Origin of the sequence: uncultured Roseovarius sp., assembly GCF_913054395.1 — a bacterium.
Classification (GTDB): domain Bacteria; phylum Pseudomonadota; class Alphaproteobacteria; order Rhodobacterales; family Rhodobacteraceae; genus Roseovarius.
In genome coordinates, this window is the sequence record NZ_CAJXIP010000106.1 from 1 (window position 1) to 12,256 (window position 12,256).

Below are 12,256 nucleotides of genomic sequence, written 5' to 3' on the forward strand. Positions count from 1 at the left end.
AGTCGGTCAAGGCCCGGTTCGGGCGCGTAACGCAGAACGGGTAGACAAAGAATTCATCGGCATCGACCACAAGGGTCCAATGGCCATGCCCGTATTTTTGTTGCAGCCAGTTGAGCCAATCCACACCAAAACGCGACCGCTTATAACTTGATTTGGTCGACCAGATCGACACATCACCCTGTTGCGCAAGATACTCGGCTCCGCCATCGGTGCTATCGTTATCCACGATCAGGAAATGCGACACGCCCATATCACGGTAATATTTAAGGAAATACGGAAGCCGGATATGTTCATCGCGCAGCGTGGAAAACAAAAGGATATCGCCGGGCTTGATCTTTTCCGTGCGGTTGGCAACCGGCGTCAAAGAAAAATGCTTGCGGTAAGCCCGTGCTTTCGCCCGCTTCCGCCGCAGCCGCATCCGATATGACTGCCACAAACCCAAAGATTTCGACCCCTGTTAACCGCTTCCCATCGTCAAACACTATCTCAGGACAATTAATACAATCTTTTTCCGCCCAATCTTGCGCAAAAATACAAATTGTTGCCAAATCAGATACATATCTCCCTGTCCGAGAGGCCCAGCGCCCCTGATCCGGGATTTGCCCTAACGCGGTGACCGCTTGGCAAGGATGCGCTGAAGGGTGCGGCGGTGCATGTTAAGCCTGCGGGCGGTTTCGCTGACATTGCGATCGCAAAGCTCATAGACCCGTTGAATATGCTCCCAGCGGACGCGATCCGCACTCATCGGGTTTTCGGGGGGTGGCGGCAACCCTTCCCCCGTGGCGAGCAGGGCATTGGTGATATCCGTCGCGTCGGCAGGCTTTGAAAGATAATCCGTTGCGCCGATTTTGACCGCGGCAACCGCCGTGGCAATGGCGCCATATCCGGTCAAAACAACGATCCGGCTATCGGGGCGCTTTTCACGGATGATTTCAACCACATCAAGCCCGTTACCGTCCTCAAGCCGAAGATCGCAAACGGCATAGGCGGGCGGTCTTGCGGTGGCAATGGCACGTCCGGCAGCGACCGATCCGGCGGTTTCAACCTCAAAGCCGCGCTTTTCCATGGCCTTGGCCAAACGCTTCAGAAACGGCTCGTCGTCATCCAATAACAGAAGCGACTTGTCTTCACCGATATCATGCTGGTCCTCAGCCATGCCGTTCCTCCTGTTGCGCGCAAGCCCTAGAACGGTTCTAGCCCGCGCTTATGGCTGCGTCAAACAAACGCAACAGCTTAGCTTGCATCAATAAAACATTGAATGCGATCAGCCATTTGTTCGGCGGTGACATCACGACGGAAAAACTCGACAAAGCCATGCTCTGGCAGGGTCAGATATGACATGGTGGAATGATCGACGAGGTACAGGTCTTCTTCGCCCTCTGCGGGCTTTTGCGCCTGATAGAATGTCCGGTAGGCTTGGCTTGCCGCCTTGACCTGTTCCGGCGTTCCGGTCAGCCCCACCATGCGAGGGTGCAGGTATTCGGTGAACTCGGCAAGCATTTCGGGCGTGTCGCGCGCCGGGTCAATCGAGATGAAGACCGGCTTTACCATCGTGCCCCGGCTTTCGAGAATTTCCACCGCCTCGGCATTGCGGGCGGCATCAAGCGGGCAGATGTCGGGACAAAAGGTATAGCCGAAATAGATCAGCGCGGGTTTGTCTATCACGTCCTTGTCGGTCACCGTTTTGCCGGTTTCATCAACCAGGGTAAACGGCCCGCCGATCTGACCGGCACCGCCCGCAACACTTGAGGCGCGACATTGGGCAAACTGATCGTCATCACCCGATAGCGTGGTCATGTAATAGGTGATGCCAATCAACAGAATGACGGCGGTTGTGGCGGCAATGGCAATCAGACGTGTCATCGGGATTTCCTTGCGTTAGGGGGCGCTGGATGCAACTTTCAGCCTATCTAACATCCCCTTCCACGCATGCAATGGGACGCAATCGCACATATGGCTGAGCAAACCGCCACCCCGTTCAAATCGCGCCAGAGTGGCGGCTGGATCCGCCTGCGCACGCTGGTTTTGTTGCGCTGGTGGGCCATTGTCGGCCAGGCCAGCGCCCTGATGATCGCCGCACGGGTTTATAACCTGAACCTTGAAATCGGCCTGTGCTTCCTTGTCGTAGGCGTCTCTGTCGTCAGCAACCTTGTCGCCGCCTTTGTCTTTGCGGAAAACAAACGCCTGTCCGAACAGGATACGCTTATGGTGGTGCTGTTTGATATGCTGCAACTTGGGTTGCTGCTGTATCTGACTGGCGGGCTTAACAATCCGTTTTCCATTCTGATCGTGGGGCCGGTCACCGTTTCCGCCTCGGCGCTTTCGTCCCGCTCGACGGCGTTCCTTGGGTTGATGGCGATCCTTATCGTGTCTCTGCTGATGCTGTTTTACCTGCCGCTGCGCACCGAACAGGGGTTCATCCTTCGGGTGCCGGATGTGTTTCGCTTTGGCAACTGGGTGGCGATTGTCATCGCGGTGGTCTTTCTCGGGGTCTATTCGCGATGGATCGTGCAGGAAATGCACACCATGTCGGATGCCCTGCAAGCCACGCAAATGGCCCTGGCACGCGAACAGAAGCTGACCGATCTCGGCGGGGTTGTCGCCGCGGCGGCGCATGAGCTTGGCACGCCGCTGGCCACGATCAAACTTGCCAGCGCCGAACTTGCAGAAGAGCTGTCGGACAGCCCCGATTTACGCGAAGACGCGCTTTTGATCGTGCAGCAGACCGACCGCTGTCGCGATATCCTGCGCTCGATGGGACGGGCGGGCAAGGACGACCTTCACCTGCGCACCGCTCCGTTGACGGCGCTGATCGAAGAGGCCGCTGAACCGCATGTCGACCGGGGCAAGCGCATTCATTTTGACCATGCGGCCGGCGAGGGCGATCTTTTGTCCCAGCCCAACGTGCTACGCCGTCCCGAGGTCATTCACGGGCTGCGCAACCTGATCCAGAACGCGGTTGATTTCGCGCGTGAAAATGTCTGGGTTGAATCAAGCTGGAACGATAAAGCTATCACCATACGGATCATGGATGACGGGCGTGGATACCCGCCGCATCTTTTGGGCCGCATCGGCGATCCCTTCATGCGGCGGCGCTCTGCGGGCAATGACCCGCGCCGCCCGGAATACGAGGGGATGGGCCTTGGGCTGTTCATCGCCAAGACCCTTCTGGAACGCTCAGGCGCAGACCTTAGTTTCGCCAACGGATCGGATTCGTTCAAAACCCAGGCCAGCCATTCCGCCCGCACGGGGGCCTTTGTCGAAGTCATCTGGGCGCGAAGTGCAATCGAATCGCCATCAAGCGCGGACTCCTCACCGCTTGGTGAAAATCAGCCGTTCCCGACCTGAGCCGCGGTGAATTTGACAGAGATCCCGACACCATTAAGGCGGTCTTAACCAGTTTCGATAAAGTTTGACCGGAATGCCGAAACATCAGGTGCTTCATGGTCAATCTAACCCTATCGAACTTTGCCCTGCTTGGCAGCCTTGTGGTCGTCTTTTCATTCGCGGTGCTCTGGCTGATCGGGGTATTCGGGTCTGGCCTGAATCGGGCGAAGGTATCGGCACAGCCATTCACCCCTTCAAACAGCTTTCTGTTTCGCGATAATTCGCTTATCGACCATGACGCACAGTCATTGATCCTGCCAGAGGCGGGAAGGGAGGACGAGAGCGACTGGCAACGGATGCGGCGCTGGTTGGGGTTTCGGTTTTCTGATCTCCCCGACAGCCTTGACGATCTGACCGGTGATCTCACGCTCGCAAGCAATAACGTCGTGCCGGGGGGGCGACTCGATCTTGCGCCCGGCAAGACATTGGTGCGCCTGACGCTCGCCCAAGACCGCCCTCCTGACTCTGCCAACCTGCACGAAACCATGCGGCACCTTCATCTGTTGGAGGGGCACTCTGACGCTCTTCTGGCGGCGCCAATTCCGGTTTGGATAAGCGATGACGCCAACAGAGTTATCTGGGAAAATGATGCCAGCAAGGCGCTTAGCGATGATCATAAAGAGCAGATGACCCATGCCCTTGGCAGGCCGCCTGTATCGGGCGAACCTGTATCAATGCGTGTATCGCTGGAAAATCCGGGCGAGACATCCGATCTTTGGTATGACCTGCGCGCGACCAACACGGCAAAGGGCGTCGTTCACTATGCGCTCGACATTACCCGTATCATTCGCGCCGAAACCATCCAGCGTGAATTTGTCCAGACCCTGACCAAGACCTTTGCGAATCTGACCACGGGGCTTGTGGTATTTGACCGCAACAGCAGCCTTGCGCTGTTTAATCCCGCCCTGCTTGATCTGACCTCGCTTGCGCCCGAATATCTAAGTGCGCGGCCCAGTCTGATCAGCTTTTTTGACACCCTGCGCGACCGTCAGGTGATGCCCGAGCCAAAGAATTACGCCAGCTGGCGCAGTCAGATCAACGATATGGTCAAGACCGCCGCCGACGGGCTTTATCAAGAGGTCTGGAGCCTGCCCACCGGGCAGACATATCGCGTCACCGGGCGGCCGCATCCCGATGGCGCGGTTGCCTTCCTGTTCGAGGATATTTCAGTCGAAATTCTGGCCACCCGGCGGCACCGCATGCAAATGGACCTCAGGCAAACGGTGATGGATCAGCTTAACGAAGGGGTTGCCGTCCTGTCATCAGAGAACACCCTCATGTTTTGCAACAAGACCCTGAGCGCCCTTCTTGGCATCGACCCCGACGTAAGCTTTGCCGAAATAACCCTTCAGGACATTCTGAAGGCCTGTCATAGCCGCTATCCGGATGCAGGTCTCTGGGCCGAGATCGAAGAGAAGATAACCCGAAAATCCCTTAGCGCCCCGATCGTCGATACCGTCGGGCGACCGGGCGGCGATGGGGCGACCTGTCGGGTGGTGTCGCTTGGGGGCGGCCTGACGATGATCTGCCTGGCGCAGATCGCCACGGAATTTTCCAGCACAACACCCGCCGACATGACCTGATCGCGGTTGCGGGCAGGCGTGGCGCGTGTAGTGTCATGCCATGCCCGAACACGCCGCCACTGTCATTCTTTCCGGCCCTGATGCCACCTGCGCGCTTGCCCAAAAGCTGGCGCCGCTGCTTCATGCGGGCGATGTGCTTTTACTGGCGGGTGGTGTCGGCGCGGGCAAAACCCATTTCGCGCGCTGCCTTATTCAGGCGCTCCTGCCCGAACCCGAAGATGTACCATCACCGACCTACACCCTTGTTCAGACCTATCCCGGCATATCCGGAGAGATCTGGCATGCGGATCTTTATCGCCTGAGTGATCCTTTCGAGTTGATCGAACTTGGCCTGACCGAAGCATTCTCCGACGCGATCTGTCTTATTGAGTGGCCCGACCGGCTGGCCGATCTGGCGCCCGATAACGCGCTATGTCTGGCCTTTGGACCGGGTCAGCGGGACGATGAACGCCTCTTGCGCCTGACATGGGCTGATGCCAGCTGGACCGAAAGGATCAAAGAGGTTTTGCCATGACCGATCGTGCCATTCTGCAAAAGCGGTTCATCGCCGAAACCGATTGGGCCGGTGCCATGGTCGCACCGCTTGCGGGCGATGCCTCGAACCGGCGGTATTTGCGGCTGACGCGGGCCGCCACTGGCGAAACCGCAGTGTTGATGGATGCCCCGCCGGAAAAAGGCGAGGATGTACGCCCGTTTGTGCGGATTGCACGCTATCTTACCGACATCGGGTTAAGTGCCCCGCGAATTTTCGCAGCGGATCAGGCGCATGGCTTTCTGATCCTTGAAGACCTTGGCGACGCGCTTTATGCGCGGGTCATTCCGCTTGATCCGGGGCTTGAAATGCCGCTTTACGGGGCCGCGACCGATCTTTTGGCAGAGCTGCATCGCCACTCGCCACCTATCGGCCTTGCCACCTATGGCCCGGATGTGATGGCCGACATGGCCGCCCTTGCGTTTGACTGGTATCATCGCGGCACCACCGGTGACATCGGCACGGCGCGACCGGCGTTTCACGCTTCTATCAAGACCGCCCTGAAGACGCATGCCGATACCGCCGATGTTCTTATTCAGCGCGACTATCACGCGGAAAACCTTATTTGGCTGCCGGATCGTGAAGGCGTCGCACGGGTCGGCCTTCTGGATTTTCAGGACGCAATGCTTGGCCATAGGGCCTATGATCTCGTGTCGGTCCTTCAGGATGCGCGGCGTGATGTTCCGCACGACATCCAAGAGGCCATGATCTCCCGCTACATTGCCGCTTCGGGCGCCGATCCCACGGCATTCAAAACCGCCTATCACTGTCTTGGGGCACAGCGGAACCTTCGGATTCTGGGGGTTTTCGTCCGACTCTGTCTTCGTGATGGCAAGGCCCATTACATTGATCTGATCCCACGGGTCTGGGCGCATCTTGAGCGGGACCTGACCGATCCCGCAATGGCCCCTGTCGCAGAGATCATCCGCGATACCCTTGTTCCGCCCACCCCTGACGTTTTGCAAAGGCTCAAAGATCAATGCGCGCGCAACGCTTCCCGGTAATGTTATTTGCCGCAGGGTTCGGCACACGCATGGGCGCGCTTACCGCCCATCAGCCCAAGCCGCTTATTCGGGTGGCTGGCAAACCGTTGATTGATCACGCACTTGATCTAGTCCGAGGCCACGGCGCAGAGCGGATCGTGGCCAATCTGCATTATCTGCCTGAACCACTTGAGCGGCACCTTGCGGAAACCGGGGTTATCCTGTCGCACGAAAGCCCCGAAATTCTGGAAACCGGCGGCGGGCTGCGTCATGCGCTTCCGCTTTTGGGGTCGGGGCCTGTAATGACCATGAACACCGATGCGGTCTGGGCCGGGCCAAACCCGCTTGATCATATCGCCGCGCTCTGGAATCCTGAGCAGATGGATGCGCTTTTGCTTTGCATTCCCAAGCCGCAGGCGATTGGCCACATGGGCAAAGGCGATTTCGTGATCGACGGCGACTTGCGCGCCGTGCGTGGCCCCGGCGCGATTTATTCCGGCCTACAGATCATCAGGACCGACCTTTTGCATGACATCCCGAAGGCCAGCTTTTCGCTCAACCTTTTGTGGGACAAGATGCTTGCCACGGGCCGACTTTACGCCACCCCCTATCCCGGTACCTGGTGCGATGTCGGTCGGCCCGAAGGCATAAAGCTGGCCGAAGCCATGCTTGGTTGGCCCGATGTTTGAGTCCGGCGACTCCCCTCGGGTTTTCGGCCTGCCGCCAGGCGTCGATTTCCCGCGCGCGCTGGTTGAGGGTTTGCTTGCCCGCCACGCGGATCAACCGCCCGAGGCCCTGGCGCGTGTCCGGCTAATCGTGAACACCAAGCGGATGGCCCGGCGCATTCGCGACCTCTTTGATCAGGGCCCGGCGCTTTTGCTCCCGCAGATCAGCCTTGTGACCGATCTTGGCGAGGGATGGGATCTTGGCCAGATTCCCGATCCTGTGCCGTCTCTGCGCCGCCGTCTTGAGCTGGTTCAGCTGATCACCGCGCTTCTGGATCGCCAGCCCGACCTTGCCCCACGCAGTGCGATCTTTGATTTGGCCGATAGCCTCGCGGCCCTGATGGATGAAATGCATGGCGAAGGCGTGTCGCCCGATGTGATCGACGATCTCGATGTCACCGATCAATCCGGGCACTGGGCACGGATAAAATCGTTTTTGGGCATTGTTCGTCACTATTTCGACGCCGGTTTCGATCAGCCCGATGTTGAAACCCGTCAGCGCCGGGTCATTCAGCGACGCATCGAGCAATGGCAGATTGATCCGCCGCGCCACCCGATCATCATCGCGGGGTCAACCGGGTCGCGCGGCGCGACACAGCTTTTGATGCAGGCGGTCGCGCGGCTTCCGCAGGGCGCGGTGATCCTTCCGGGGTTCGATTTTGACATGCCCGATCATGTCTGGACCTCGCTTGAAAATGCGATGCTCTCCGAAGATCATCCGCAGTACCGGTTTCACCGCTTTGCCGTCGGCGCCGGAATAGCCACAAGCGACATCCGCCCCTGGGGCGGTGACGCGCCCGCAAACCCAAACCGCAACGCCATTGTCTCGCTTGCCCTGCGCCCGGCGCCGGTCACCGATCAATGGTTGCGCGATGGCCCGAAGCTCTTCGATATTCCCGGCGCGCTCGAAAAAGTCACCCTGCTCGAAGCACCCTCGACCCGGCATGAGGCGCTCGCGATTGCCATGCGCCTGCGCCACGCCGCGAATGAGGGCAAAACCGCCGCCCTGATCACCCCGGACCGCATGCTGACCCGACAGGTGACCGCAGCGCTTGATCGGTGGAGCATCCTTCCGGATGACAGTGCGGGCGAACCGCTGCATCTATCGCCGCCGGGGCGTTTGCTGCGTCATGTCGCCGATCTTTTTCGGCATCGCCTGACGGCCGAGGCGCTTCTGACGCTGCTTAAACATCCGCTGACCCATCGCGGCGGCGACCGGGGCGATCATCTGCGCCTGACGCGGGAACTCGAACTGCATTTGCGCCGTCATGGCCCGCCCTATCCAACTGCGGCGAGCCTCCGGCTCTGGGCGGAGGGGCGCAAGGACAAAATGGTGACGCGATGGGTGGATTGGCTCTGTGCCTGCTTCACGGACAGAGACGATTCCGGCACAATTTCACTGGCCACCCGGATCGAGGCCCACATCACCCTCGCCGAAAAAATTGCCCAGGGCAGCAACGGTGAAGGCAGCGGCACGCTCTGGCAAAAGGACGCCGGGCAAGAGGCACAGCGGGCCATCTCGGAGCTTTCCGCCGAAGCCGACGTTGGCGGATCGCTGAACGCCGCCGATTACGCCAGTCTGTTCCACAAAATTCTTGCCGCCCGAGAAGTGCGCAATCCGATCGAGCCACATCCCAATATCCTGATCTGGGGTACGCTCGAGGCGCGGGTTCAGGGCGCAGACCTTCTTATCCTTGCCGGGCTGAACGAAGGAAGCTGGCCCGAAGCGCCCAAGCCCGACCCTTGGCTGAATCGCACACTGCGCCATCAGGCCGGTCTTTTGCTGCCGGAACGGCGGATCGGCCTTTCAGCCCATGACTTTCAACAGGCCGTCGCCGCGCCCGAAGTCTGGCTTACCCGGTCGGTGCGGTCCGATGATGCGGAAACCGTTGTGTCGCGCTGGCTTAACCGAATGCAGAACCTGCTGTCGGGTCTGCCGGATCAGGGTGGCGTCGCGGCGCTTGAAGACATGCGCAGCCGTGGGCGTGACTGGCTTCAGCGCGTCGCACAGCTGGAAGAGCCGGGCTATGTCCCTTCGGCAAAGCGCCCGGCCCCCTGCCCGCCCGTTGCTGCGCGCCCCACACAGCTTTCGGTGACCGAAATCAAACGGCTGATCCGCGATCCCTATGCGATCTATGCCCGTCATATTCTGGGGTTGCGGCGGCTTGATCCCCTGATGAAACAGCCCGATGCCTTGTTGCGCGGTACTGTTTTGCACGAGGTTCTGGAATGCTTTGTCCGCGAAACATGTGACGATCCGGCGCGCTGTACCAAGGCGCTCTTGTTGGAAAAAGCAGTAACTATTCTGGCTGAAAACGTGCCTTGGGCCGAAGCGCGCGCGCTTTGGCTGTCGCGTCTGGAGAGGGTTGCAGATTGGTTCATCGAACACGAAATCGGGCGCCAGGTTCTTGCCACGCCAACCGCGTTCGAGGCCAAGGGCAAGGCAGGGATGCCGGACCTGGGCTTTACCCTGACGGCAAAGGCCGACCGGCTTGACCTTGATCGTTATGGCACCCTGCACATCTACGACTACAAAACCGGACAGCCGCCGACCAAGAAAGAACAAAAGGCCTTTGACAAGCAGCTTTTGCTTGAGGCCGCGATTGCCGAGCGCGAAGGCTTTGGCGACATGGGGCCGACCAAGGTGGCGCGCGCGGTTTTCATCGGCCTTGGCAGCACGCCCACCGAGGTAGAGGCGCCTCTTGAGGACGAGCCGCCGGCAAGGGTCTGGGCAGAGTTTCATGCGCTGATCTCGGCCTATATGGACCCCTCAAAGGGATACATTGCACGCCGCGCACCGCGCAATAGCGACGATCAGGGCGATTATGATCAGCTTGCGCGCTTTGGTGAATGGGACATCACCGACATGGCTGATCTGACGGATATGGACGAATGAGCGAACGCAACGACGCCACCCAGCGCCAGATCGACGCGGCGCGGCCAGACCGCTCTACCTGGCTTTCGGCGAATGCCGGATCGGGCAAGACGCGGGTGCTGACCGACCGCGTGGCGCGCCTGCTTCTGGATCAGGTCGATCCACAGCATATTTTGTGCCTCACCTATACAAAGGCCGCCGCCAGCGAGATGCAAAACCGGCTGTTCCGGCGCCTTGGGGCTTGGGCGATGCTGGCCGACGAGGCCTTGATTGAAGAGCTGCGCGATCTTGGGTTTGAAGGTGCGATAACGCCAGACACCCTGCAAGATGCGCGCCGCCTGTTTGCCCGCGCAATCGAAACGCCCGGCGGACTAAAGATTCAGACGATCCACTCTTTCTGTGCCTCGCTGCTACGCCGTTTTCCGTTAGAGGCCGGAGTCACCCCACAATTCACCGAGATGGAGGATCGCACCGCCACCCTGTTGCGTGGCGAGATCGTCGAAGAGCTTGCCGATGGGCCGGGCGCAGAGGCGTTCTATGAGCTTGCGCGCCACTATTCCGGTGAAAGCTTTGAGAAGTTGACCGCCGAAATCGTCCGCCACAGAACCGCTTTTGTACAGGACCTTAGCGATACCAGATTGGCCGAGATATTTGGTCAGCCCGCGGGCCTTGATACCAACGAAATTACGTCCCGGGTTTTTCTGGGCAACGAGCAAATGCTATTGGATCAGATGTTGCCCGCACTCAAGGCAGGCAAATCGACCGATGTTTCAGCGGCACAAAAGCTGAGCGGGATCACATGTCTGGACTTTTCCGCACTCCCGGTTTTAGAGAACGTCTTTTTGACGGGCGCAGGAACGAAATCACCCTTTTCCGCCAAGACAGGCACTTTCCCAACAAAAGACACGCGCACGGCTCTTGATCCGATCATGGAGCAGATCAATCAATGGATGCTCCGGGTTGAGGATGCACGCCTTGCGCGTCTGGCCCTGATCGCGATGCAAAAAACCCGCGCGCTTCATGGTTTTGCGCGGCTTTTCCTGCCTGCCTATGAGCGCGCCAAGCAATTGCGCGGATTGCTTGATTTCGACGACCTGATCCTGCGCGCCCGCGATCTTTTGACCAACCCCGATGTTGCCGCCTGGGTTCTCTTTCGCCTCGATGGTGGCATTGATCATATCCTTGTCGACGAGGCCCAGGATACAAGCCCGGTTCGAACGGCTGGCACAGGAATTCACCAGCGGTCAGGGCGCACGCGCCGATGTGTTGCGCACTATCTTTGTCGTCGGCGATAAAAAACAGTCGATCTATTCCTTTCAGGGCGCCGACCCGCGTGAATTCGACCGCATGCAACAGGACTTTGATGCGCGGCTTTCGGCGACCGGCTCGCCCCTTCAATCCTTGGTTCTGGCCTATTCCTTTCGCTCGTCCCACGCCATCCTTTCGGTTGTCGACTGCTGTTTTGAAGACGCCCAGGAAAGTGGTTTTACGCCGGAAGAGGGTCACAAAGCGTTCAAAGAGGCGCTGCCAGGGCGGGTCGATCTCTGGCCCCTGGTCGAGAAGCAAGAGCAAGACGAGCCGCCCGAATGGCATATGCCCGTCGATATTCGCTCTGCCAACGATCCGGCGATCATTCTCGCCCGTCAAATTGCCCGTAGCATCCGCAGGATGATCGACAACAATCAGGCAATTCCGGACGCTTCCGCGCCCTCTGGCTTTCGTGCGGTCGAGCCCGGCGATTTCCTTATTCTTGTGCGCAGGCGGTCCGGATTTTTCCACGAGGTGATCCGGGAATGTAAAGCACAGGGCCTTCCGATCGCGGGGGCGGACCGCCTTAAGGTCGGGGCCGAACTTGCGGTGCGCGATTTGGCGGCGCTTCTGTCCTATCTCGCCACGCCCGAGGATGATCTTTCATTGGCGACGGCGCTTCGCTCGCCGCTTTTCGGCTGGACCGAGGCACAGCTTTACGATCTCGCGCAGGGACGCAAGCAGCGGTATCTTTCGGCCGAGCTTCGTGATCGGGCGGCGGAATTTCCAGAGACCCGACGAATATTGGAAGACCTGGGCAAGCAGGCGGATTTCCTGCGGCCCTATGACCTTATTGAACGGATCCTGACGCGCCATAACGGGCGCCAAAAGCTTTTGGCGCGGCTTGGACAAGAGGCCGAAGA

9 protein-coding genes and 1 pseudogene are annotated in these 12,256 nt (G+C 59.3%); 7 read left to right on the forward strand and 3 right to left on the reverse strand.

Going from position 1 to position 12,256, the window contains the following annotated elements; genetic code table 11:
* From QZ522_RS13730 to QZ522_RS13740, 3 genes are all read right to left on the reverse strand, one after another.
* Nucleotides 1-418: glycosyltransferase family 2 protein (locus QZ522_RS13730; RefSeq protein WP_294612605.1), on the reverse strand; the 418-nt coding region annotated here is incomplete at its 3' end.
* Nucleotides 419-604: 186 nt separating this feature from the next.
* Nucleotides 605-1,156, reverse strand: coding sequence for an ActR/PrrA/RegA family redox response regulator transcription factor (locus tag QZ522_RS13735; RefSeq protein ID WP_294612608.1), 552 nt, complete (start codon nucleotides 1,154-1,156; stop codon nucleotides 605-607).
* Between the two features lie 77 nt (nucleotides 1,157-1,233).
* Complete coding sequence (locus QZ522_RS13740) at nucleotides 1,234-1,863, reverse strand: SCO family protein (protein WP_294612611.1); 630 nt, start codon at nucleotides 1,861-1,863, stop codon at nucleotides 1,234-1,236.
* 90 nt (nucleotides 1,864-1,953) lie between these two features.
* Here QZ522_RS13740 and regB point away from each other — a divergent pair, with 90 nt between their 5' ends.
* The 7 genes and pseudogenes from regB to QZ522_RS13775 form a co-directional block, all read left to right on the forward strand.
* A complete protein-coding gene (gene regB, locus QZ522_RS13745; RefSeq protein ID WP_294612613.1) occupies nucleotides 1,954-3,348 on the forward strand; it encodes a sensor histidine kinase RegB in 1,395 nt (464 codons plus the stop codon).
* Nucleotides 3,349-3,443: 95 nt separating this feature from the next.
* Complete coding sequence (locus QZ522_RS13750; protein ID WP_294612617.1) at nucleotides 3,444-4,970, forward strand: PAS-domain containing protein; 1,527 nt, start codon at nucleotides 3,444-3,446, stop codon at nucleotides 4,968-4,970.
* A 40-nt stretch (nucleotides 4,971-5,010) separates the two neighbouring features.
* The gene (tsaE, locus tag QZ522_RS13755) at nucleotides 5,011-5,484 is read left to right on the forward strand and encodes a tRNA (adenosine(37)-N6)-threonylcarbamoyltransferase complex ATPase subunit type 1 TsaE (protein ID WP_294612620.1); all 474 of its coding nucleotides are present in this window, start codon (nucleotides 5,011-5,013) and stop codon (nucleotides 5,482-5,484) included.
* A complete protein-coding gene (locus QZ522_RS13760) occupies nucleotides 5,481-6,506 on the forward strand; it encodes a phosphotransferase (RefSeq protein WP_294612624.1) in 1,026 nt (341 codons plus the stop codon). The genes tsaE and QZ522_RS13760 overlap by 4 nt, the downstream gene beginning before the upstream one ends.
* The gene (locus QZ522_RS13765) at nucleotides 6,482-7,174 is read left to right on the forward strand and encodes a nucleotidyltransferase family protein (protein WP_294612627.1); all 693 of its coding nucleotides are present in this window, start codon (nucleotides 6,482-6,484) and stop codon (nucleotides 7,172-7,174) included. The genes QZ522_RS13760 and QZ522_RS13765 overlap by 25 nt, the downstream gene beginning before the upstream one ends.
* A complete protein-coding gene (gene addB, locus QZ522_RS13770) occupies nucleotides 7,167-10,106 on the forward strand; it encodes a double-strand break repair protein AddB (RefSeq protein ID WP_294612629.1) in 2,940 nt (979 codons plus the stop codon). Before QZ522_RS13765 ends, addB begins: the two co-directional genes overlap by 8 nt.
* Nucleotides 10,103-12,256 (forward strand): annotated as a pseudogene (locus QZ522_RS13775) (UvrD-helicase domain-containing protein); the annotation flags it as partial. The gene addB and the pseudogene QZ522_RS13775, both read left to right, overlap by 4 nt.

What these genes read in the sequence shown, in the direction of transcription:
- QZ522_RS13735 (WP_294612608.1), bottom strand. Translation starts at nt 1,156, where the DNA reads ATGGCTGAGGACCAGCATGATATCGGTGAAGACAAGTCGCTTCTGTTA.
- QZ522_RS13740 (WP_294612611.1), bottom strand. Translation starts at nt 1,863, where the DNA reads ATGACACGTCTGATTGCCATTGCCGCCACAACCGCCGTCATTCTGTTG.
- regB (WP_294612613.1), top strand. Translation starts at nt 1,954, where the DNA reads ATGGCTGAGCAAACCGCCACCCCGTTCAAATCGCGCCAGAGTGGCGGC.
- QZ522_RS13750 (WP_294612617.1), top strand. Translation starts at nt 3,444, where the DNA reads ATGGTCAATCTAACCCTATCGAACTTTGCCCTGCTTGGCAGCCTTGTG.
- tsaE (WP_294612620.1), top strand. Translation starts at nt 5,011, where the DNA reads ATGCCCGAACACGCCGCCACTGTCATTCTTTCCGGCCCTGATGCCACC.
- QZ522_RS13760 (WP_294612624.1), top strand. Translation starts at nt 5,481, where the DNA reads ATGACCGATCGTGCCATTCTGCAAAAGCGGTTCATCGCCGAAACCGAT.
- QZ522_RS13765 (WP_294612627.1), top strand. Translation starts at nt 6,482, where the DNA reads ATGCGCGCGCAACGCTTCCCGGTAATGTTATTTGCCGCAGGGTTCGGC.
- addB (WP_294612629.1), top strand. Translation starts at nt 7,167, where the DNA reads ATGTTTGAGTCCGGCGACTCCCCTCGGGTTTTCGGCCTGCCGCCAGGC.